Annotated in this window: 21 protein-coding genes; 17 read left to right on the top strand and 4 right to left on the bottom strand. The window is 67.2% G+C overall.

Going from position 1 to position 20,959, the window contains the following annotated elements; all coding sequences use genetic code 11:
- Positions 1-11 precede the first annotated feature (11 nt).
- From AC5P7X_RS05320 to AC5P7X_RS05300, 5 genes are all read left to right on the top strand, one after another.
- Positions 12-1,796, top strand: a complete 1,785-nt coding sequence (locus AC5P7X_RS05320) for a DUF2341 domain-containing protein (RefSeq protein WP_495214555.1) — start codon at positions 12-14, stop codon at positions 1,794-1,796.
- Between the two features lie 10 nt (positions 1,797-1,806).
- Positions 1,807-2,220: an ExbD/TolR family protein gene (locus tag AC5P7X_RS05315; RefSeq protein WP_005409874.1), complete on the top strand. Its 414-nt coding sequence runs from the start codon at positions 1,807-1,809 to the stop codon at positions 2,218-2,220.
- 39 nt (positions 2,221-2,259) lie between these two features.
- A complete protein-coding gene (gene tolA, locus AC5P7X_RS05310; RefSeq protein ID WP_495214553.1) occupies positions 2,260-2,925 on the top strand; it encodes a cell envelope integrity protein TolA in 666 nt (221 codons plus the stop codon).
- Between the two features lie 42 nt (positions 2,926-2,967).
- On the top strand, positions 2,968-4,713 hold the full coding sequence (locus AC5P7X_RS05305; RefSeq protein ID WP_495214552.1) for a putative porin: 1,746 nt from the start codon (positions 2,968-2,970) through the stop codon (positions 4,711-4,713).
- A 97-nt stretch (positions 4,714-4,810) separates the two neighbouring features.
- Entirely contained in the window at positions 4,811-5,140 is a 330-nt protein-coding gene (locus AC5P7X_RS05300) for a hypothetical protein (protein ID WP_053500994.1), read from the top strand.
- 110 nt (positions 5,141-5,250) lie between these two features.
- On the opposite strand, the gene AC5P7X_RS05295 is transcribed toward AC5P7X_RS05300, so the two are convergent.
- Positions 5,251-5,649, bottom strand: a complete 399-nt coding sequence (locus AC5P7X_RS05295; RefSeq protein ID WP_495214551.1) for an OsmC family protein — start codon at positions 5,647-5,649, stop codon at positions 5,251-5,253.
- A 353-nt stretch (positions 5,650-6,002) separates the two neighbouring features.
- Between AC5P7X_RS05295 and AC5P7X_RS05290 the strand changes: the two genes are divergently transcribed.
- The 10 genes from AC5P7X_RS05290 (at position 6,003) to AC5P7X_RS05245 (ending at position 17,068) form a co-directional block, all read left to right on the top strand.
- Positions 6,003-6,506: an RNA polymerase sigma factor gene (locus AC5P7X_RS05290; protein WP_372483700.1), complete on the top strand. Its 504-nt coding sequence runs from the start codon at positions 6,003-6,005 to the stop codon at positions 6,504-6,506.
- Positions 6,507-6,588: 82 nt separating this feature from the next.
- Positions 6,589-7,545, top strand: coding sequence for a FecR family protein (locus AC5P7X_RS05285; RefSeq protein ID WP_495214550.1), 957 nt, complete (start codon positions 6,589-6,591; stop codon positions 7,543-7,545).
- A 184-nt stretch (positions 7,546-7,729) separates the two neighbouring features.
- Positions 7,730-10,846, top strand: coding sequence for a TonB-dependent receptor (locus AC5P7X_RS05280; protein WP_495214549.1), 3,117 nt, complete (start codon positions 7,730-7,732; stop codon positions 10,844-10,846).
- A 52-nt stretch (positions 10,847-10,898) separates the two neighbouring features.
- Positions 10,899-11,663: a Slam-dependent surface lipoprotein gene (locus AC5P7X_RS05275; protein ID WP_495214547.1), complete on the top strand. Its 765-nt coding sequence runs from the start codon at positions 10,899-10,901 to the stop codon at positions 11,661-11,663.
- 90 nt (positions 11,664-11,753) lie between these two features.
- Positions 11,754-13,208, top strand: coding sequence for a surface lipoprotein assembly modifier (locus AC5P7X_RS05270; protein ID WP_329842131.1), 1,455 nt, complete (start codon positions 11,754-11,756; stop codon positions 13,206-13,208).
- 136 nt (positions 13,209-13,344) lie between these two features.
- Entirely contained in the window at positions 13,345-13,749 is a 405-nt protein-coding gene (locus tag AC5P7X_RS05265; protein ID WP_329842292.1) for a response regulator, read from the top strand.
- 9 nt (positions 13,750-13,758) lie between these two features.
- Positions 13,759-15,345, top strand: coding sequence for a sensor histidine kinase (locus tag AC5P7X_RS05260; protein ID WP_329842132.1), 1,587 nt, complete (start codon positions 13,759-13,761; stop codon positions 15,343-15,345).
- 70 nt (positions 15,346-15,415) lie between these two features.
- Entirely contained in the window at positions 15,416-15,757 is a 342-nt protein-coding gene (locus AC5P7X_RS05255; protein WP_005416745.1) for a type II toxin-antitoxin system prevent-host-death family antitoxin, read from the top strand.
- Between the two features lie 3 nt (positions 15,758-15,760).
- On the top strand, positions 15,761-16,387 hold the full coding sequence (locus AC5P7X_RS05250) for an ATPase (RefSeq protein WP_329842134.1): 627 nt from the start codon (positions 15,761-15,763) through the stop codon (positions 16,385-16,387).
- 63 nt (positions 16,388-16,450) lie between these two features.
- The gene (locus AC5P7X_RS05245) at positions 16,451-17,068 is read left to right on the top strand and encodes a hypothetical protein (RefSeq protein ID WP_053500439.1); all 618 of its coding nucleotides are present in this window, start codon (positions 16,451-16,453) and stop codon (positions 17,066-17,068) included.
- An 84-nt stretch (positions 17,069-17,152) separates the two neighbouring features.
- On the opposite strand, the gene proP is transcribed toward AC5P7X_RS05245, so the two are convergent.
- Entirely contained in the window at positions 17,153-18,640 is a 1,488-nt protein-coding gene (proP, locus tag AC5P7X_RS05240) for a glycine betaine/L-proline transporter ProP (protein ID WP_111178676.1), read from the bottom strand.
- A gap of 580 nt (positions 18,641-19,220) precedes the next feature.
- On the opposite strand from proP, the gene AC5P7X_RS05235 reads away from it, so the two are divergent.
- Together AC5P7X_RS05235 and AC5P7X_RS05230 are read left to right on the top strand one after the other, a co-directional pair.
- Positions 19,221-19,637 carry a host attachment family protein gene (locus AC5P7X_RS05235; RefSeq protein ID WP_032962601.1) on the top strand — a complete coding sequence of 139 codons (417 nt, stop codon included), beginning with the start codon at positions 19,221-19,223 and terminating at the stop codon, positions 19,635-19,637.
- Positions 19,638-19,642: 5 nt separating this feature from the next.
- Complete coding sequence (locus AC5P7X_RS05230; protein WP_495214543.1) at positions 19,643-19,966, top strand: thioredoxin family protein; 324 nt, start codon at positions 19,643-19,645, stop codon at positions 19,964-19,966.
- 59 nt (positions 19,967-20,025) lie between these two features.
- Here the strand turns inward: AC5P7X_RS05230 and AC5P7X_RS05225 are convergent, their stop codons facing one another.
- Positions 20,026-20,271: a hypothetical protein gene (locus AC5P7X_RS05225; RefSeq protein ID WP_053500445.1), complete on the bottom strand. Its 246-nt coding sequence runs from the start codon at positions 20,269-20,271 to the stop codon at positions 20,026-20,028.
- A 414-nt stretch (positions 20,272-20,685) separates the two neighbouring features.
- Positions 20,686-20,959, bottom strand: a 274-nt coding sequence (locus AC5P7X_RS05220; protein ID WP_495214542.1) for an autotransporter outer membrane beta-barrel domain-containing protein, incomplete at its 5' end; no start/stop codon positions are given.

Below are 20,959 nucleotides of genomic sequence, written 5' to 3'. Positions count from 1 at the left end.
AGACCCTTCGCATGGACCGTTTGCTTTCCCGAGTGTTGTTGCTGCTGGCCGCGCTGGTTGCGCTGCCGGTGGCTGCGGCCGATGCCAATTGGTGGCAGGCCGAATGGAAGTACCGCAAGCCGATCACCATCGACGCCGGCCCGCAGGGCGCGGGCCTGGCCGGTGACCCGGGCCGCACGCCGCTGCTGCTGCGCCTGCATACCGGCAACTTCGGCTTCGACGGAACCCAGGACGCGGGCACCGACCTGCGCTTCGTCTCGGGTGATGGCCGTACCGTGCTGGCCCACCAGATCGAACAGTTCGATCCCAGGATGGGCCTGGCCCTGGTCTGGGTCGACGTACCGGCAGTCAGCGCTGCCGCGCCGCAGACGATCTGGATGTACTACGGCAATGAGAAGGCACCGGCCAGCGGCAACGGCCAGCAGGTGTTCGATCCGGACTACACGCTGGTCTACCACTTTGCCGAGGCCAATGCGCCGGCACGCGACACCACCGCCTATGGCAACAATGCCGGTGCGGTGGTGCCGCCGTCGGAAGGCTCGGTGATCGGCCGTGGCGTGCAGCTGGGCGCCGGTCCGCTGCCGCTGCCGGCCAGCGCATCGCTGGCTCAGGAAGCGGGCGCGCCGCTCACCGTTTCAGCCTGGATCAAGCCGGGCGGCAACACTGCGGCGCAGGCGATCTATGCGCGTCGCGACGGCGCATCCGAGCTGGTGCTGGGCATCGAGAACCGCGTGCCGTTCGTGCAGCTCAATGGCCAGCGCAGCACGCCCGCGCAGCCGGTTCCAGAAGGACAGTGGGCACACGTTGCACTGACGGCAGAGAAGGGCGCGTTGCAGCTGTACCTCAACGGGCGCGTCGTTGCCCAGCTGAGCGGTGCGCTGCCGGCGCTGGGCACGGCTCCGGTGGTGGGTGCCGATGCGCCGGGGGCGGTGCAGCCACTGGCCAACTTCGAAGGTGCGCTGGATGAACTGCGCGTCTCGCGCGTGGCACGGCCGGCCGCGCTGCTGCTGGCCGATGCCACCGCACAGGGTGCCGATTCGCGGCTGATCAGCTACGGCGCGGACGAGCAGTCAGCCGGGCAGAGCCACTTCGCCTTCATCCTCAAGGCGATGCCGTTCGATGCCTGGGTGGTGGTCGCGATCCTCGGCCTGATGATGCTGCTGTCGTGGGCGATCATGATCGCCAAGGGGCGGCACTTCGGCCGGACCAGCAAGGCCAATGCAGTGTTCACCGAAAGCTTCGGCAAGCTGTCCGGTGTGCCGCTGCGCACCCTGTCCGACATGGACCGCCAGGGCAAGGCACCCGCCGCGATGCACGACGGTTCGTTGTGGCGCATCTACCAGGTGGCCATTGATGAAATGCAGCAGCGCCATCAGCGCGACGGCAACAGTGGCTACCTCAGTGGCGCCACCATCGCGGCGATCCGCGCGTCGATGGATGCGGTGATGGTGCGTGAGCAGGAGGCGATGGCACGACGCATGAACTGGCTGTCGACCACCATCGAGGGGGCCCCGTATGTGGGCCTGTTCGGCACCGTGATCGGCATCATGCTGGTGTTCGTGGTGGCGGCGATGGCTGGCGCGGTCGACATCAACTCGGTGGCACCCGGCATGGCCGCAGCGTTGCTGTGTACGGCGGCTGGCCTCGGCGTCGCGATCCCTGCACTGTTCGGCTACAACTACCTTGGCGCGCGTGCCGAAGCGATCGGTGCGGACATGGCGGTGTTCATCGACGAGTTCGCCGCGCGCCTGGCCGAAGAGCAGGACGGGCGCGGCCCGGCCGCGGTCCAGGGCTGAGGAGCGCGCCATGGGCCAGAAGGCGAAGTTCGGCATCAAGAAGCGCGAGAAGGGCATCAACGTGACGCCCTTCGTCGACGTGCTGCTGGTGGTGCTGGTGATCTTCATCCTGACCAGCAACGCCTCCATCCCCGGTATCGAGGTCAACCTGCCGAAGGCCAGCAACAGCGTGGCGCTGGAGAAGCCGAAGACCAAGGCGATCACCATCGACCCCAGCGGCCAGGTGTTCCTGGATGCCTACCCGGTGACGATGGCCGAGCTGGAAGACCGGTTGCGTACCGAGCGCGCGACCACGCCGGATTTCCCGGTGATCGTGCGCGGAGACGCACAGGTGCAGTATGCCCGGGTGGTCGAGGTGCTGGACCTCTTGCGACGCCTGGAGCTGGCCCAGGTGGGCCTGGTCACCGGCAAGGCGCAGGGCTGAGGCATGACCGCCCATCACCCCCCCCGGCCGGAGCCCGGCATGCGTGGTCGCCCGTTGCTGGTGACCGTCGCGCTGGTGCTGGTTGCGTTGCTGGTGCTCGGCGTCGCGCTGTGGTGGCTGTTGTTCAAGGACACCGCCAGCACCCGCCGGCCGGTGGTGCAGCCGCCGATACTGGCGTTGCCGCCACCGCCGCCGCCACCCCCGCCGCCACCGGAAAAACCGCCGGAACCGGAAACGCCGCCGGAAGAGACGATGCCCGAACCGGAGCCGCTGGATCAGCCGACGCCGGCCGAAGAGCCGACGCCGACCCCGGACAACAGCGATCCGGTGACGATGAATGCCGACGCGCAGGCCGGTGGCGACAACTTCGGCATCCAGTCCGGCAGTGGTGGCGGTTCGTCCGGTGTCGGCCGTGGCGGGGCCGGCAACGCCACCTATGGGCGCTACCTCGGCTACCTGATGCAGCAGGCGATCTCGCGCGACGACAAGGTCAAGCGCCTGGCGTTCCAGTTGCAGGTGAATGTGTGGCTGGCCAGCGATGGTCGCCTGGAGAAGGTCGAGCTGGTGCGTGGCAGTGGCAACGAGGAGGCCGACGCGGCCGTGCTCGATGCACTGCGTCGCATCGGCAAGGTCGACCAGGCACCGCCGCCGTCGCTTGATTTCCCCGCCCGCGTCCTGATCCAGGGCCGCCGGCCCGGGGCCTGATTCCCGACCTCCGTGATTTCCCTTCTTCCGATGAGAACCGTGATGAACGACCACGTCCGTGCACGAACCGACTCCCGCCACCCGCGGCCGGCCCGACGGGCGCTGCTGTGCTGCGCCGTGCTGCTCAGCCTGGCCGCCCCGGCCGGCGCGATGGCCGCCGAAACCACCATGGTCAAGCTGATCAAGGGGCTGATCGCCAGCGGTGCACTGAAACCCGAAGACGGCCAGGCATTGCTGGTGCAGGCGCAGGCCGAAGCAGCGGCGTTGCAGCGCACCGCGGCCGCCGGGACCCCGGCCGCCAGTGGTGGCGTGGCCCTGGAGGCCGGTGACGTGCGCGTGCCGTACGTACCGCAGAGCGTGCGCGACGGCATTCGTGACGAAGTGCGCCAGGAAGTGATGGCGCAGGCCAGGTCCGAGGGTTGGGCGGCGCCGAACGAAGTGGCTGAGTGGACCAAGCGCATCAAGGTCACCGGTGACATGCGCGTGCGCAGCGAGTCGCGCTTGTTCTCCGAACGCAACAGCGACATCGTCAGCAACTGGTCGTCGATCAATTCCGGCAACGGCTTCGACACCAATACCAACACCAACCTGCAGCTGCCACCGCTGCTGAACACCCGCCAGGACCGCCGCAACCTGTGGCGCATCCGCGCCCGCCTCGGCATCGAGGCGACCATCGGCCAGCACACCACGGCTGGCGTGCGCCTGGCCAGCGGCAGCAGCAATGGCCCGGTGTCAACCACCGAGCAGCTGGGTGGTGGCCTGAGCAAGAAGGATGTGTGGCTGGACCAGGCCTGGCTGGCCTACAGCCCGGCCGACTGGGTGACGGTGCGCGGCGGCCGCTTCGGCAATCCGTTCTGGACCAGCGATACGCTGTTCTCCAACGACCTGAACTTCGATGGCCTGGCCGCCAACCTGCAGTACGACTTCGACGGCGGTGACCTTGGCCTGTTCGGCAATCTGGCGGTGGTACCGCTGGAGTACACCTCCGACAGCGCGCCCAGCCAGAGTCGGGTCAAGACCCCGAACGAGAACAAGTGGCTGTCCGGCGCACAGGTCGGCGTGAACTGGCGTTTCAACGATGACAACGCGCTGCGCGCCGCGCTGGGTTACTACGACTTCAAGAACATCAGCGGCCGACTGTCCTCGCCGTGCGCGCTGTATGCGGGCGCGGTGGGCTGCGACACCGACTGGTCGCGCCCGGCGTTCATGCAGAAGGGCAACACCCTGATGCTGATCCGCGACATCGCACGCAACCCGCTGGATCCAGCCAACACGCCCACCCCGCAGTACGTCGGCCTGGCCTCGGCATTCCGCCTGGCCACGCTGAACCTGCGCTGGGATACGCAGCTGGCCCCGGGCATCGGCCTGCGCCTGGACGGCGATTACATCCGCAACCTGGCCTACGACAAGCAGGCGATGTTCAGCCGCGCCAACAACGGCATCGTCAACAACTACGGCGCCGGTGGTACCGCCAGCATCGACACCTTCCGCAGCGGCGACACCGCCTGGATGGTGCAGGCCACCTTCGGTGCCACCGACCTGAAGGAGAAGGGCCAGTGGCAGGCGCTGCTGGGCTACAAGCGCATCGAGGCCGATGCGCTGCCGGACGCCTACAACGACCCGAACTTCCACCTCGGGGGCACCAACGCCCGCGGCTACTACGTGGGCGGCGCCTACGCGCTGGACGCGCGCAGCTGGATCAGCGGCAAGTGGATGGCGGGCAAGGAAGTGTCCGGTGCTCCACTGTCGATCGATGTGTTCCAGCTGGAGTTCAATACCGGGTTCTGAGTGACGGCGTGATGTGGATCACGTAGTGCGTGGCGGGGGCGCAGCGATGCGCCCGTCTAAGGAAAGGAGACCACGCGCTGCACATAAGGAGGAGTGGATGAGCCGTCGCAAGCTGTTCGAGAGTTCCGAACCGTCCAGCCGATCGCTGGGCATCGGCCCGGCCTATGTCTCGGTGGAGGGGCTGCGCCAGCACCTGGCGGAGTTCCTGCTGTATGCAGGTCGGCCGGTGGTGATCATGCGCGGGCGCAGCGAAGTGGGGTATTTCCTGCCAGCGCGCTGCTGGCGCCAGCGTGACGATGATCCGCTGGCCGCCGCCGCCGCCGACGAGCTGCTGGACGCGGCCGGGTTCCAGGCCGAGGATATCCAGCAGGTAGAGCAGGAATTCAACGCGATGCGCCAGCGCACCGTGCTGCATTCACGGCGTTGAGCGGCCGCCGGGCATGGCCCGGCGCTACCCGATGGCCCCGCGCCGCTCCGGTAGCGCCGGGCCATGCCCGGCGAGCGTCGTCTGTAGATCCACGCCATGCGTGGATGGGGCTACGCTGGCCCCCCGCGCTCACTGGTGATGCGTGCACCCTCGCGCATCACCAGGGTCACCGGGGTCTTCTCCACCACCTCCAGCAACCGCTGCCACTGCGCATCGCTCAGCTCGGCGCTGGCATGCAGCACGCGGTGCACATGGAAGCGTCCATCCTCGTCACGGTCCGAACGCAGCTCGGCATGGAACTCTCCCAGCTCCCAACCCTTGCGCTGCGCGTACATGCGCAGGGTGATGGCAGTGCAGGCCGCCAGCGATGCCAGGTACAGGTCGAACGGCGCGAAACCGTTGCCCTGGCCGCCCAGCGAGGCGGGCTCGTCCGCATCCACATCGAAGCTGCCATTGCTGATGTGGTGCAGGTAGTCGTCGGCGGTCGAAACAATGCGTGCGTAGGCCATCGGGATCTCCTGTTGTGTGTAGGGCCGAGTCATGTTCGGCCAATCCCACCGTAGCGTCGAGCCATGCTCGACTGATTCCGAAGGCGGCGCCAGCCAGAACCGGCGTCGTCACGACGATCGTACGAGAACGGGATGCCGCAGCCGTGCAGGCCAGCGCGCGCGTTGATCGATTACCTCGCTGAGTGTTTCGAAGCGTTGGACGAGCCGTAGGCCGCCATCCACGCATGGCGTGGATCTGCCCTGCATGGATGATGTGCGGGGCCGCCGCTTGCCGCCTTCGGCCATGCAGCCCACAATCCACGTCCGGACCGTCGCCATCACGCCCATCATTCCCCGGTCCGGCCTTGGCACCTATGTCTCCCAATGCCCTGGCGCTGGTCGAGCTGCTGATCCGCGAGCGCCGTGCGTTGTCGCGCTTCATCGCGCGCTACCTCGACCCGGCCAGCACCGAGGACACCCTGCAGAACCTGTACCTGAAGGCCAGCAGCGTACCCGGCGATCCGCCCATCCTCGAGCCGCGCGGCTATCTGTACCGGATGGCCCACCATCATGCGCTCAACCGCAGCCAGGCCGACGCCCGCGAGCGACGTGCCATGGCCGAGTACGCCGTCGACATGGCCGAGGCCAGTCGCGATGGCGAGGCACAGGCGCTGGACCAGGCGCAGCTACGCGAGATCACCCAGACCATCCTCGCCCTGCCGGCCCAGGTGCGCGAGTGCTTTGTCCTCAATCGATACCTGGGCCTGAGCGAGCGTGAGATCGCTGCGCGCCTCGGCATTTCCAAGAGTCTGGTCGGCAAGCATGTGCTGCGTGCAGCGTTGCTGATCCAACAGCATCAGCAGGGGGCGCGGCGATGAGCGGCGATTACCGTGGGCAGATCGCGCCCGCCGTTGTCAGAACAGGAAAGCGCACCCGTTCGTGGTGCGGCAGGCCACAACCATGACCACGTCCGAACCCTCGCCGCGTCAGGCCAGGCAGGCGTTGCGCTGGGTGATCCGGTGCAGTGCAGGCCCGCTGCCGGAACCGCAGCAACGAGCCCTGCAGCGCTGGCTGCAGGCCGATCCCCGCCATGCGCGGGCCTGGCACCAGCAGCAGGCCTTCTGGCAGCGGTTGGACGCCGCCGGGCCGGAGGTGCTGGCAGCGCTGCCCGAGCTGACCGCTGATCGCCAGGGGCTGCGCCCGATCGCACCGCGCCGTCGCCTGCCGTGGCTGCTGGCTTCGGCCGCAGCCTTGGTGCTGATGGTCGCGGCCACACCGTACGCGTTGCTGCTGGCGCGCAGCGATGTGCGCAGCAGCGATGCGCCGCGCGTTGTGCAGTTGGACGACGGCAGCACGGCGGTACTCGATGCCGGCACCGCTCTGGCACTCGCGTTCGATGGCCAGCAGCGGCGTGTGCGCCTGCTGCGCGGGCAGGCCTGGTTCCAGGTCGCGCACGAGCAGCGGCCGTTCCAGGTCGAAGCCGGCGGTGGTCAGATCCGCGATATCGGTACGGCGTTCAGCGTATCGATGCAGGGCGCCACCATCACCACCGAAGTCAGCGAGGGCGTGGTCGATGTGCACCCGGGCGATGGCAACGTGCAGCGCCTGCGAGCTGGGCAGGTGCGCGTGTTCCGTGACGGGCGCTGGTTGCAGCCGCTGAGGCAGGCCGCGCCGGAGGCGATGGCGCCGTGGCGTCGCGGTGAGGTGGTGATCGACGGTATGCCTGCCGCGCAGGCGATCGCCGATCTCGGCCGCTACCGGCGCGCCCCGGTCTGGGTGGTGGGCGGGCAGGGCGCACGCGTACGGGTCAGCGGCCTGTTCCATCTGCAGCAGCCGGAAACAGCCATCGACGCCGTGGCCGCGCAGGCGGGACTGCGGGTGCAACGCTTGCCCGGTGGTGCGTTGCTGGTGTGGTGAAGTAGCTGTGGAGCCTGGATGCACCGGCCGCATGAAAAAAAACATGAAAAAACCGTGGGCAGTCGTCGCATCCCGCTGTCTATAGAGGTATAGCCAGAGCGAAACCGCGTTTCTTCTCAAGCCAGACACACCACCGGGCACCGGACGTGCCCGTGGTCCCGCCCCGCTTGAGGAGTTCCTGTCCATGCCGTCCACGGCATCCGCCTGTCACCGTCGCGCTACCGTCCTGGCCCTGGCCATCTCCTCCGCATTGCTGCCGCTGGCCTGGGTGCCGGTCGTACAGGCGCAGGCGGCGATGGCCGCACCGCTGCGCAGTTACGCCATCCCGGAACAACCATTGGCCGATGCCGTGCGCAGCTTTGGCCGCCAGGCCGATGTGCAGGTGGTGTTCCGCAGTGACCTGGTGGAAGGGCGTCGTTCCAGCGCGGTGAGCGGCGAGTACAGCCAGATGCAGGCCCTGCAGCAGCTGCTGCGCGGCAGTGGCGTGCGCGCCCAGCGCGGCATGGATGGCACCTGGAGCCTGCGCGCCGCAGCGGAGGCGGGGGATGGGGAAGGGGTGCGGGTGACCGAAACACTGGACGTGGCCGGTCGCCTGCAGTCGGAAGGGAGCGAGGCCCGCGATCGGCGCGGCTACGACGACGTGTTCGCGCTGGACATGACCACGGCGTATTCGGGGCGCGACCGGGTGGAGCGCTACCGCGGCTCCAATCCGGCCGACGTGGTCAAGGATCTGGTCGGTGTGTTCAGCGGTGATGCGCGCAACAGCGGCGCGCTGGACATCAACATCCGCGGCATCCAGGGGCCGGGGCGGGTGCCGGTCAGCATCGACGGTGGCGAGCAGGCGCTCACGGTCTGGCGCGGCTACAACGGCGTCAGCAACCGCAACTACATCGATCCCAACCTGATCGGTGGCATCCAGGTCATCAAGGGGCCAGGGCTGGTGCGCGATGTGCACAGCGGGATCGGTGGTGCGCTGGTGATCAAGACCATCGACGTTGACGACATTGTTGCTGCCGGCGAGCGCTTCGGCGGGGAGCTGAAGATCGAAGGCAGCAGCAATGCGGTGGCGCCACGCCTGCCGCGGCTGCATACCGGCGAGGATTACCGCACGGTGCCGGGGTTCCCGCAGGGCTCGCCCTCGGCACCGTATGCCGACAGCACGCTGCTGGTGCCGGTGAAGTCGCGCGGTTCTGAAACCAATGTGTTCGCCGGGGAAGACCAGGCCTGGCGGCTGGCGTTGGGCCTGCGTGGCGAACACGTGGACCTGATGGCGGCCTATGCCTGGCGCAAGCGCGGCAACTACTTTTCCGGCACCCGGGGCGCGGCGTACTACGACCAGGATCCGCGCGAGCAGTTCGAGTACAAGGGCCTGGACTACATCACCACGCTGGCGCGCTACTTCAAGCCCGGCGACGAGGTGCCCAACACCTCCAGCGAGCAGGAGTCGTGGTTGCTGAAGGCGACCTGGCAGATCAGCGACGACCAGCAGCTGCGCGCGACCTGGCGGCGTACGCTCTCCCACTACGGCGAGATCATGCCCTCGCGCATCCTGTCAGCGCCCGACTACGGTCGCATCCAGTGGCCGCTCAGCCGCGTTGATGCCGATGCCTGGAACCTGGAATACCACTGGCAGCCCGCCGGCAGCCGCTGGCTGGACCTGCGTGCCAACCTGTGGCGCACCGAAACCACAAGCGATACGTACACCGCTGGCGGCTTCCCCAATTTTGCCAGCAACCCCGACTGGAACCCCGGCAGCAGCCCGATCCTGCGCAATACCGCGCTGGCCAATGCCCGCAACGACCGCACCGGCCTGACCCTGAGCAACCGCTTCGCGTTGCATTCCACCCTGGACCTGACCGTGGGCGGCAACTGGCAGTTCGAGAAACTGCGCTCGGCGGACCCGTACTTCGGCGTCAGCGATGGCTGGCGCATGTACCCGCGCGCGGGGCGCCGCCAGGAAGGCGAGGGCTACCTGGTGCTGGACTGGCGGCCGGTGGATTTCCTCTCCCTGAGTGCCGGCGTGCGCTACGCGCGCTATTGGGCCTTCGATGATTTCCTGCAGGAACACCCGGAGCTGATGACCACCTCGGTGTTCCCCAAGGAGGCCCGCTACCGCGTCAACGAACTGCCCGAACGCCCGGCCAGCCTGCAGGGCGAGATCGACGCCATCGAGTCGCAGCGCGCGTTCTGGGACAGCATCGGCATGGGCTTCATTGTTGATGATCTGCTGAAGGGCCTGCTGAGCAGGTATGAGACGCCGGTTGCGGTGGACCACGCCATTCCGTGGCTGCCGGATGCGGACGGCAATTACAGCCGTGCCAGCAACCCCTGCCTGAATGGCGAGGTGGCGGCCATTCCCGGGCTGTTGCCGGTGCAGGGGTCGCAGATCCTGTGCAGTATCCAGAGCGGGCGGCCGCAGACGGTGTCCGGGCGCAATGAGCGCAGGCGCGACCATGCCTGGCTGCCGACCTTCTCGGCTACCGCGCATTTCTCGCCCAATGCGCGCGCCTACGTCCGTTACAGCGAGGCGGTGCGTTTCCCCAGCATGTTCGAGAGCACCATCGCGTTCTCCAGCAGCCTGAACCCGCTGTACCCGCTCAAGCCCGAGCACGCCTACAACTACGAAGTGGGTTACGTGCACAACCTGTCGGCGCTGTTCGGCAACACCGCCGACGCCGACGTGAAGCTGGCCTACTACGTGCACAAGACCCGCAACGTGATCGAGCGCGACGGCAATTTCCTGTTCGACAACCTGGACAAGCAGCGCATCCGTGGCGCGGAGCTGCAGGCGCGGTTCGACAACCGCCGCTTCTTCACCGACCTGGGCATCACCCGCACGCTGGAAAACAAGGTCTGTGACGAAAGCATGGCGGTGCAGCTTGATGCACTGGCCGGCAAGGTGCCCAACTGCGTGCAGGACGGCTTCGTCAGCGGCTACCTGCTGACCCAGGCCATTCCCCGCTTGTCGGTGAACGGGTCGCTGGGCACCCGGCTGTTCGATGAGCGCCTGGAGCTGGGCAGCCGCATCGTGCATTACCGGCGCCACCAGAACCCGGACCTGCAGGCCTACCGAGACCGCCTGTACGCCGGCAGTGGTGGCCTGATCTGGCAGAACGTGCCGTTCACCTGGGGACACATCACCACCGTCGATGCCTACGCGCGCTGGCGCATCAACGACCATGCCAGCGTCGAGCTGGTCGGCACCAACCTCGGCAACCGCTACTACGTCGACCCGGCCACGCGCTCCACGCTGCCGGCGCCAGGGCGCACGCTGAAGCTCGGTGTCACCGCGCGCTTCTGATGACCTGTTCTGTTGTTGTACCTGTAGTTCCCTCAACCCAAGGAGTAGTTCCATGAAGATGATCTCCCGTTCCGTACTGGCCGTGGCCGCCACCTTCGCCCTGGCCGGTGTCGCCCAGGCTGCCGACATCGTCGGTGCGGCCAGCCCGGCCACCGATTCGCAGCTGTACGTCAAGGTCGGTGCTTCCGAAGTCAACGGCGGCCCGCACAGCGCAGGCAAGGCCGGCATCGGTGTCGGCACCGTCTCCAACGCCAAGCCGGTCGATTTCCAGGGCCTGGCCGCGTACTCGGCCCCCACCACCGTGGGCAACGTGACCGTGCGTACGCTGGCCATGCCGATCACCGGCACCCCGGGCAACCATGCCGGCATGGGCCACTTCAACTTCGTCAAGGTGGGCAGTGGCGATGTGTGGTTCGGTGAATGGTCCAAGGATGGCGCCGCAGGCGGCTTCAACAATCGCCAGGTGTACTTCGCTGGCGACCGTGCGGGCACCACGTTGCCCAGCGGCACCGCCACGTACGCGGTGGCCGGCCTGAACAAGTTCAACGGCAGCAACCTGCTCAGCGGAACCTTCGCCGCGAACTTCGGTACCGGCAAGCTGACCGGCGGCCTGACCGGTGGTGGCCAGACCCTGGCGATCAGCGCCAACATCAACAGCGCCGATGCGTCCTTCGCCGGCACCGCTGTGGCCCACGGTTCGGTCACCGGCAACAGCCAGGGCCAGTTCTTCGGCGCCAACGCCGCCACCCTGGCCGGTATCGCTACGTTCGCCGGCAACAGCCAGTACGACACCGCCTTCGGCGGCAGCAAGAACTGATTGCCACGCCCCTGACGGGGCAGGGCAGGGACAAGCCGCGATCCGCCAGTCCCTGCTTCGGCCCGCCGCATGCACCACCACGGATCGACCATGCGCCACCCCATCTTCCTTGTGTTCCTGCTGCTGGCTGCCGCCGACGTGCGCGCCCAGCAGGACGATCTGCGCCGCGTGCTCGAACAGGGCAACGAACTGCGCCACCAGCAGCAGGACCAGCAGCGCCTGCAGCAGGCCGAATCGCAACGGCCGACGCTCACCATCGATGGCCAGACCGTGCGGGTGGAGCGCACCGTCGATGATCTCGGCCAGGCCCTCTACCTGTCATTGCAGCATCAGCAGTGGCCGGCCGCTGCGGCGTTCCTGGCCGAATACATCGAGCTTCCGGGGCACGATCCGCTGCTGCGCCACTACGCGCAGGGTGCGTTGGCCCGCGTGGCCGGTGACCATTCGCGCGCCGCACAGGAGTACGAAGCACTGCTGGCAGCGCAGCCGGACTTCCTGCCCGCCCGCCTTGAACTGGCGCGCGTCTATGCCGAAGACCAGCGCGACCGCGAGGCGGTGGCATTGTTCGGTGCAATCAAGGCCGGTATCGACAGCAACGATCCGGCCACCGCGGGTGTGCGCGCACGCGTGGACAGCTATCTGGACGCGTTGCAGGCACGCAGGCGCTGGAAGGGTGCGGTCGCCGCCGGGCCTGCATGGAGCGACAACATCAACCGCAGTTCGGCCAGCCGCACCTGCCTGTTCGGTGTCGGCGACACCTGCCTGATCGAACGCACGCTGCCCGAAGCGCAGCGCGCCACCGGCCTGGACTACGACGCCAGCCTGGAACGGCGCTGGGCGTTGGCAGGCCATCATGGCCTGTACGTGCGTGGGCTGGCGTTCGGCCAGGCCTGGCGTGGCTACAGCGCATACAACGAGCTCAACGCCAGCGTACAGGCCGGCTACAGCTGGCGCAGTGCACGGCACACCCTGCAGCTGGCGCCGAGCCATGACTACCAGGCGCTGGGCAACCACGCCCTGCAGGGCGGCAGTGGTGTGCACGGCGAATGGCAGTACGCCCTGGACGCGCGCAGCCTGCTCAAGCTGGAGGCCGACTGGAAACGCCAGCGCTACCGGCAGCCGGGCCTGGCCGACAACTACGATGGCGAACTGGCCGCGCTGTATGCCACCTGGTTCCGCGCGCTCAACCCGCGCTGGACCCTGTTCGCGGGCGTGGACCTGACCGACAGCAGCGCAGCCGACCCGGCCAACGGCTACCGCCAGCACGGCCTGCGGCTGGGCGCGGCACGGCAGTGGAGTGGCACCACGGCCACGGTGTTCGTGTCGTTGCGTCACCGTGACTATGGTGCCTGGAGTCCTTTGCTGGAGGCGCGCAGGCAGGACGACGAACAGAACCTGATCGCCATCGTGCGCAGCGAGCGGCTGGCGGTGGGCGGGCTGGTGCCCAGCCTGAGCCTGCGCTACGCCTGCATCGACAGCAACGTCGGTTGGCTGTACAGCCATGACCGAAGCCTGCTCAGCCTGAAATGGGAGCGTGCGTTCTGAACGCACCGCTGCCATGCCGGAGTGAATGCGCCACGGCTGCGATCTTCATCGATCATCACGCGCCCTTGTAGCCCGGTTCGCGCATCCTACGGCCGTTGCGGCGGAGGTGGGCCGCGTGTATCGAGGAGCGCCGGTCGTGCTGGAAGCGGGCAACAAACCTGAAGGCCTGAAAGGGTTGAGAGTACTGGTGGCGGAAGATGAATTCGCCATCGCGATGTTCCTGGTGGACTACCTGGAGCTGAAGGGCGCGCAGGTGGTGGGGCCGGCCGGGGATCTGCAGGCACTCGCCCGGCTGCTGGATGACAACCCCATCGATGTGGCCCTGCTGGACATCAACCTGGGCGGTGAACAGGTGTATCCGCTGGCCGACCGGCTGGCCGAAGCGGGTACGCCGTTCATGCTGACCTCTGGCTACGATGACAACCTGCCCAGCCGCTTCGCGGATGCGCCCCGCTGCACCAAGCCCTATCACATCGAGGCCCTGGTCCAGCAGCTGGCGGGACTGGTGGCGACGCCGCAGGCCCCTGCGGGCATCGCCTGATTGCGCGGCATGTCGCGCCGCACCGAAGGCCTCCGGGCCGTTGAGCGCGCGGCAGGCATGCCGCCGTCGCTGCAGGCCCATGCGCGCCATGACGGCATGGCCGCCCGCATTGCCCGGCACGACTGGTCAGGCACGCCATTGGGTGCGATCGAGCAATGGCCGCCGCACCTGCGCGCCACCGTCGACCTGATGCTTGCGCACGGCTTCCCGATGATTGTGCTGTGGGGCGAGCAGCTGGTGCAGCTCTACAACGATGGCTATGCCGAGATACTGGCTGACAAGCATCCTGGCGGACTGGGCCAGCCGACGCGCGAGTGCTGGCCCGAGGTCTGGCACATCAATGGCCCGATCTACCAGCGTGTGTGGCAGGGCGAGACCATCACCTATGAGGACAAGCTCTATCCGCTGGCGCGGCGGGGGCGCTTGGAGGGTGTCTGGTTCACCATCACCTACAGCCCCATACGCGGAGAGGACGGGTGCATCAACGGCGTGCTGGTGACCATGTTCGAAACGACCGCTGCGCACGTCGCGCAGGCGGCCCGCGAACGCGAGGAACAGAAGCGCCGTGAGAGCGACCGCCGGTTGGCGCTGGCCTTCAAGGTGCTGCCGGTGGGTGTCTGCATTGTCGACGCCGACGGCAACCTGCAGCTGTCCAACGACCAGATGCGGACCTATCTTCCCACCGGCAAGGTGCCCTCCACGGATCGCCCCAACCATTACCGGTGGCAGGGTACGCATCCCGATGGCTCGCGCATCGAACCCCACGATTTCGCCATCGCCCGCGCCCTGCGGGGGGAGACGATGGTCCCAGGCCTGGAGTTCCAGTTCATCCATGACGACGGGCGCGCGCGCTGGACGCGCGTCGCCGCCGCACCGTTGCGTGATGCCGATGGCGGGGTGAGTGGCGTGTTCGCGATCGCCGTGGACATCGACGATCTCAAGCGTGCCACCGAGCGCCAGTCGGTGCTGCTGGCCGAACTGCAGCATCGGGTGCGCAACATCATGTCGACCATCCATGCCATTGCCTGGCGGACCCGCGTATCGGTCGGCAGCGTGGACGAGTATGCCGAGCGCCTGTGCGCGCGGCTGATGTCACTGGCGCGCACGCAGAGCCTGTTGACCCGCGGCGCCAATGTAGGGGTCTGCCTGCGCGGCATGCTCGAGGAGGAGATCGCGGCGCAGGCACCGGCGGCCGCCGCCTGTCACCTGCAGGGTGAGGATGTGCTGTTGCCACCGAAGGCGGCCGAAGTACTGTCGCTGGCCATCCATGAGCTGGCCGCCAATGCGCTCCGGCACGGCGCGCTGGCCCACGAGGACGGGCGGGTCGATGTCTGCTGGCACCTGCAGGTGCAGGACGGGCAGCCGTGGCTGGGCCTGCACTGGTGCGAGCGCCATGCCGAGGTGGAGGGGTGGGAGATGCCACGCCAGCGTGGCCTGGGCCGGGTCCTGATCGAGCAGCGGGTGCCCTATGAACTGGCCGGCAGCGGCGAGCTGCGCTTTACCCCGCAAGGCCTGGATGCCTGGATCCGCTTCCCGCTGCGCGAACGCGACAGCCTGCTGCAGACCGACGCCCCGGACACCGGGCTGCCTGGGTAAAAGGGCATTTATCTCCAATTTGGCCAAATTGGGTATAGTGGTTCCCATCCGCCCCGCCTGGAGCCGTGCCATGACCCTGCCGCTGGATCTGCCTGGCCTCGAGAAGGCCCCGGCCTCGTCGGTGAAGACCCGCGGCTGGCCGAGCCTGATGCGCACCGTGCGCGAAAAGCAGGCGCTGGTCATCACCAACCACAATCACCCGGAAGCGGTGATCGTGGACATCCGCACCTACCAGGAACTGCTGGCCAAGGCCGCTGGCGGCGATGCCGGTGAGCGCAACGAGGAACTGCAGCGCCTGCGCCGCGAGTTCGACCAGACCCTGGCCGGGCTGCAGCGCGGTGAAGGGCTGGGCAAGGTGCTGGGCCAGCCGATCCGGCGCGGCCGCAAGGTCACCCTCGGCCGCCCGCTCTGATCGATGGGACGCATCCTGGCGCTGGCCGGTGTCAATGGCGCCGGCAAGAGTTCGCTGCTGGGCACCTGGCTGGACGCCGAAGGGCTGAGCTGGTTCAACCCGGACTCGTTCACCCGTCGCCTGGTCGACGCCGGCTGGTCGCTGCCGGAGGCCAACGCCGAGGCATGGCAGGAAGGCACCCGCCGCCTGCGCCAGGCCATGGCCGATGGCACCGACTTCGCCTTCGAGACGACGCTCGGCGGCAACACCATTCCGCGCCTGCTGCGTGAGGCCTGCGAACGGCATCAGGTGGCGATCTGGTTCTGTGGGCTGGCCGATGTTGAGCTGCATATCGCCCGTGTTGCTGCGCGGGTGGCCGCCGGTGGCCATGACATTCCAGTCGAGAAGATCCGCGCGCGTTTCGATTCCGCGCGCGCGAACCTGCTGGAGCTGCTGCCGCACCTGGCCGAGTTGCACGTCTACGACAACAGCGCACCGGCCGACGGGCAGGGTTGCGTGGTGCCGCTGCCGGTATTGGCCATGGCTGCAGGCGAACTGCAGTACCCGATTGCCGTAGCCGACCTGCTGCACACGCCCGGCTGGGCCAAGCCCATCGTGATGCGTGCAATGGAATCGAACACCCCGCGCTAGATCCACGCCATGCGGGGATGCCTTGGCTGTGGTTAGACTGGCCGCACACCCAAGGAGGATGACATGCACGGACCTGCGATGTTCCGCTCCACTTCGACCTGGCTGGCGCTTGCTGCGCTGGCGCTGTCCAGCCTGACGGCGATGGCCGCGCCGGCCGCGTCCAAGCGGGAGGTGGCGCCGCCCAGCCTGGTACAGGCGTATCGGGCCGCCGAAGCCAATCTGCGGCTGATTCCCGGCGATGACATCGAATCCGAGTTCCGTCCGGTGTGGACCGCTGTTGCCGATCTCGATGGCGATGGCCGTGCCGAGGTCGTGTATTTCTACACGTCCACCTACACCGGCGGCAGCTTCGCGCAGAGCAATGTGGTGGCGGTGATGACGGCGCTGACAGCGAACGATCCGCGTGGCCAGGAGAACCCGAAGAGCCTGTCTCCGGTGGAGGCAGAGGACTATGCCGCCATCCGCAGGTATGGCTATGGCGATGATGCCGGCATCCAGATTCCGGGCGCGGTGCAGTCGATCCGAATCGAAGGCAACCGGATCATCGTTGCCTTCACCGTTACCGCAGGCGCAACGGTCTGCGAAATTCCCCGCGATTTCCGCCACGTCTGTCCGCCGGACGGAAACTACACCTGGACGCTGCGTTGGACGCCGGGGAAGCTGACCCGCATCAAGACGTAGCGCCATGCAGCGCCGGGCGTATCCACCCGGCGCCACCTGGCCCATCGATCCACGCCATGCGTGGATCGCATTCTGCACCCGGCCTCAGGCAGGCTTCACCTGCTCGGGCTCGGCAACATCCGGCAGCGGTGGCAGGGTCGGGTCCACCGTCACCGGCACATCGCTCTTCAACAGCGCGGCCGCTTCCTTGTCGCTGCCGACGGCCGGCGGTGAACCGCGCAGCGGCAGGCCGGCGGTTTCCTTCACGAACAGCATGGTCACCAGGCCGATCACCGCCGCGCCCATCAGATAATAGGCCGGCACCAGCGGGTCGCCGGTACGCTCCACCAGCCACGCGGTCACCAGCGGCGTGGTGCCACCGAACAGCGACACCGACACATTGAAGGCGATCGACAGCGCGCTGTAGCGCACCGGGGTGTAGAACAGCGCCGGCAGCGTGGACGGCATCGAGCTGGTGAAGCACACCAGCGCCAGCCCCAGCAGCATCAGGCCCAGGAAGATCAGTCCGTCATTGCCGCTGCCCACCAGCAGCAGGCAGGGCACCGCCAACACCAGCAGCGCGATGCAGGCGCCAATGATCATCGGCCGGCGGCCCAGCCTGTCGCTGAACAATCCGCCGACGATGTTCAGCGGCATCATCACCAGCATCACGATGATGATCAGCAGCAGGCCCTTGCTCTCGGCATAGCCCATGGTGACGCTGAGGTAGCTGGGCATGTAGGTCAGCAGCATGTAGTCGGTGACGTTGAACACCAGTACCAGGCCCATGCACACCAGCAGCTGGCGACCGTGCACCTGGAACAGCGCGCCCAGCCCCGGGCGGTCATGCTCGCGCTTCTCGGCTTCTTCGGCAAAGGCGCGGAATGCCGGGGTTTCCTCCAGTTTCATGCGCATGTACAGGCCGAGCAGGCCCAGCGGGCCGGCCACCAGGAACGGAATGCGCCAGCCCCAGTCCAGCATCTGCTCGCTGCTCAGCAGCATGTGCAGCGCGGTTACGGTACCTGCGCCGGCAATGTAGCCGCCCAGCGTGCCGAACTCCAGCCAGCTGCCCATCAGGCCGCGGTTGCGGTCGGTGGAGTATTCGGCGATGAAGGTGGCCGCGCCGCCATATTCACCGCCGGTGGAAAAGCCCTGCACCACGCGTGCGAGCAGCAACAGCACCGGTGCCCAGATACCGATGCGCTCATACGAGGGAATCAGGCCGATGGCAAACGTGCCCAGCGCCATCAGGATCATGGTGAACGCCAGCACTTTCTGGCGGCCGTAGCGATCACCCAGCGGGCCGAACACCAGACCGCCCAGTGGCCGTACCAGGAACGCTACGGTGAAGGTGGCGAACGCGGCGATCACCTGCGCGGTGGGGTTGCTGGACGGGAAAAACACCTGGCCGATGGTGACGGCCAGATAGCCGTAGACACCAAAGTCGAACCACTCCATGGCATTGCCGAGTGCGGCGGCGCCGACGGCGCGCTTGAGCATGGGCTTGTCGACGACGGTGATCTCATCGACCTTCAGGTGGCGGCGGCGTTTGAACCAGCCGAAGTGGGCATGTGCATCGGGGGTGTCCTGCATGGGGGCTCCCTTTTAGGCAGAGGAGGGGGAATGAGCGGTGAGGTAGGTCCCGGAAATCGGAAACGGCGATGCAGGCGCAGGTGGCGCAGGGGCATCGGTGAGTGGCGTGGGGGCCGGGGAATGTGTGCAGGCACGACGCCACGCGCACGGCAACGCACCGCCGCAACGGCGGAAACGCAGCAACAAGATCACTGCGGTCGCGCAGTCAGCGGCCGGAGGTCACAGCAGCGTAGGGAGGGCAGGCCAGAGCGCCTGCGGGCGTCATCCGCCAGGATCCAGCGCGAGGCGGTGGAGGGGCAGGGCGGGAGCCATCGTGGCAAGCGAAGCGCCGGTCGGCAGTGCTTTCCACGTAACAGGTGCGCCCGTCACGTAGTGGGTCGTGTCGATCATCCGTTCATCATAACGGCATCGGCGTGAGCATGCAGAGAAGCGGGCTGATCTGCACGCTGTGTTCCATCGCGCCTGTTCATCTGCGAACGCAACGCGATGACATGCGTTGAACGAACTCTGGCCGCAGCGCTCACGCCATGCTGTCTACGGTGGGGGTGGACGCAATAGCGCAATCGAGAAGGAGCACCGCATGACCCGTCGCATTCCCGAAGGTACGCTGATCATCGTCGCTGATGGTGGTTCGGCCCGCGTGTTCACCAACGTTGGCAGCGAACATCAGCTGACCCTGAAGCAGGAAGGCGAACTGCGCCTGCAGGACATCAGCGAGCAGGGTGTATCCGGGCAGGGGCCGGCCGGCGCGGTGCCGAAGGATATGTCCATCTCGCAGCTCAATGAAGCGACGTTCGCCAAGCAGGTAGCCGAGCAGCTCAACGAGGATGCCTTGCACAATCGCTACGCACATCTGGTACTGGTGGCCGATCCGACCACGTTGGGCCGCATCCGCCCGCTGCTGCACAAGGAAGTCCAGGCGCGCCTGCTGGGCGATATCGCCAAGGACCTGACCAACGCACCGTTGGCGGATATCCAGAAGGCGTTGGCGGCGTAACCGGCATGCCGTTCATGCGTGACTACCCGGCGGCGGAGCCTGCGGGCGCCGACGTGGAAGCTCAGACCGGCTGGCAACTGCTCGAGTTCGGTGCACCTTGGTGTGGCCATTGCCAGGCCGCGCAGCCAGCACTCCAGGCATTTGTGGACGCCCACGATCTGGTGCACTGGAAGATCGAGGATGGCAAGGGAAAGCCACTGGGGCGTGCATTCAAGGTAAAACTGTGGCCCACCGTGGTGCTGTTGCATGACGGCCAGGAGGTGGCGCGGGTGGTGAGGCCGATCGACAGCGCCGACCTCGCCACCTTGCAGGGCGCATTGCCAGGCTGAGGGCAGCAATCGCTGCGTGCGGTGCGCACGGCGCCGAGCAGGTTCGGCTGCATCGCGGGCTAGTGATAGGTCACCCTTTCCGCTTCCGCGCGCAACTTCTGCAGCAACGACCGACCATGCTGGCTCAGCATTACCATCGCGTTGGCGATCTCTTTGGCGTTGTACCCCATGGGCGCGGGTGGCTTCGGCTCGGGGCCGTACTGCTCGCCGATGAGGATGGCCATGCCTTCGGCACTGTTGAGGGCATGTTCGATACGCTGGAACAGCGATTCCATGGCCGGGCTGAGCGGACGCGTGTGTTTCATGCGGAAACTCCTTGGGTGCGAGGGCCACCGCAATGGTGGCGGGCGATGCGAGGTTGGAACCCGGAGAAACTGAAGAAGAACTCCGATGACCAGACGGCCACACGCAGCGCCCGCCGTAGTCACGACAGGCAGATCTTCAGTTTCGTCCGGGGGTTCCAATCCCGGCAGCGGGATGTCCGCTGCGGCGCCATCCTGTACACATCACATCGTGGAACGCTCATTGATGCTTTCTGCCAAACCGGCAGAATCGAAAGGTCACGTCACTCACCGCTGCAGATCCCGGCAAACAAGTCTCGGACGCGACAATCCCTGTCGCGCCCTTCACGCCGTGGCCGCGAACCCCATTCCGGCAGCCACACCTCCCGCCTTGATATCAACCCGCAATCGAATCGACCGCGGGCTGAAGGCGACCGATTACCAGCTGTAACTGACACCCACCTGTGCACTGGTCTGGTTATAGCCGCTGGCCTTCTGCAGCGACAGCCCACCCCAGGCGCCGATGCCGTTGCTGAACTTCACCGACGCACCGCCGCTGAACTCGCCACGGCTGCGCGGCACGCGTGCATCGGCGATTTCGTCATCCATGCGGATCTGCGATTCGGCGCGGGTGTGCAGCCAGTTGGCGGCCAGGTACGGCTGCACCTCGGCGGTCCCGTTGCCCCAGCGGGTCACGCCGGACAGGCGCAGG

The organism is Stenotrophomonas sp. YJH_SMC_53, from assembly GCF_059369995.1.
This window is presented reverse-complemented; position numbering and strand designations above follow the sequence as displayed.

Bases quoted from the DNA above. Each gene is read 5' to 3' on its own strand.
- AC5P7X_RS05320 (WP_495214555.1), top strand. From the start codon at position 12: ATGGACCGTTTGCTTTCCCGAGTGTTGTTGCTGCTGGCCGCGCTGGTT.
- AC5P7X_RS05315 (WP_005409874.1), top strand. From the start codon at position 1,807: ATGGGCCAGAAGGCGAAGTTCGGCATCAAGAAGCGCGAGAAGGGCATC.
- tolA (WP_495214553.1), top strand. From the start codon at position 2,260: ATGCGTGGTCGCCCGTTGCTGGTGACCGTCGCGCTGGTGCTGGTTGCG.
- AC5P7X_RS05305 (WP_495214552.1), top strand. From the start codon at position 2,968: ATGAACGACCACGTCCGTGCACGAACCGACTCCCGCCACCCGCGGCCG.
- AC5P7X_RS05300 (WP_053500994.1), top strand. From the start codon at position 4,811: ATGAGCCGTCGCAAGCTGTTCGAGAGTTCCGAACCGTCCAGCCGATCG.
- AC5P7X_RS05295 (WP_495214551.1), bottom strand. From the start codon at position 5,649: ATGGCCTACGCACGCATTGTTTCGACCGCCGACGACTACCTGCACCAC.
- AC5P7X_RS05290 (WP_372483700.1), top strand. From the start codon at position 6,003: ATGTCTCCCAATGCCCTGGCGCTGGTCGAGCTGCTGATCCGCGAGCGC.
- AC5P7X_RS05285 (WP_495214550.1), top strand. From the start codon at position 6,589: ATGACCACGTCCGAACCCTCGCCGCGTCAGGCCAGGCAGGCGTTGCGC.
- AC5P7X_RS05280 (WP_495214549.1), top strand. From the start codon at position 7,730: ATGCCGTCCACGGCATCCGCCTGTCACCGTCGCGCTACCGTCCTGGCC.
- AC5P7X_RS05275 (WP_495214547.1), top strand. From the start codon at position 10,899: ATGAAGATGATCTCCCGTTCCGTACTGGCCGTGGCCGCCACCTTCGCC.
- AC5P7X_RS05270 (WP_329842131.1), top strand. From the start codon at position 11,754: ATGCGCCACCCCATCTTCCTTGTGTTCCTGCTGCTGGCTGCCGCCGAC.
- AC5P7X_RS05260 (WP_329842132.1), top strand. From the start codon at position 13,759: ATGTCGCGCCGCACCGAAGGCCTCCGGGCCGTTGAGCGCGCGGCAGGC.
- AC5P7X_RS05255 (WP_005416745.1), top strand. From the start codon at position 15,416: ATGACCCTGCCGCTGGATCTGCCTGGCCTCGAGAAGGCCCCGGCCTCG.
- AC5P7X_RS05250 (WP_329842134.1), top strand. From the start codon at position 15,761: ATGGGACGCATCCTGGCGCTGGCCGGTGTCAATGGCGCCGGCAAGAGT.
- AC5P7X_RS05245 (WP_053500439.1), top strand. From the start codon at position 16,451: ATGCACGGACCTGCGATGTTCCGCTCCACTTCGACCTGGCTGGCGCTT.
- proP (WP_111178676.1), bottom strand. From the start codon at position 18,640: ATGCAGGACACCCCCGATGCACATGCCCACTTCGGCTGGTTCAAACGC.
- AC5P7X_RS05235 (WP_032962601.1), top strand. From the start codon at position 19,221: ATGACCCGTCGCATTCCCGAAGGTACGCTGATCATCGTCGCTGATGGT.
- AC5P7X_RS05230 (WP_495214543.1), top strand. From the start codon at position 19,643: ATGCCGTTCATGCGTGACTACCCGGCGGCGGAGCCTGCGGGCGCCGAC.
- AC5P7X_RS05225 (WP_053500445.1), bottom strand. From the start codon at position 20,271: ATGAAACACACGCGTCCGCTCAGCCCGGCCATGGAATCGCTGTTCCAG.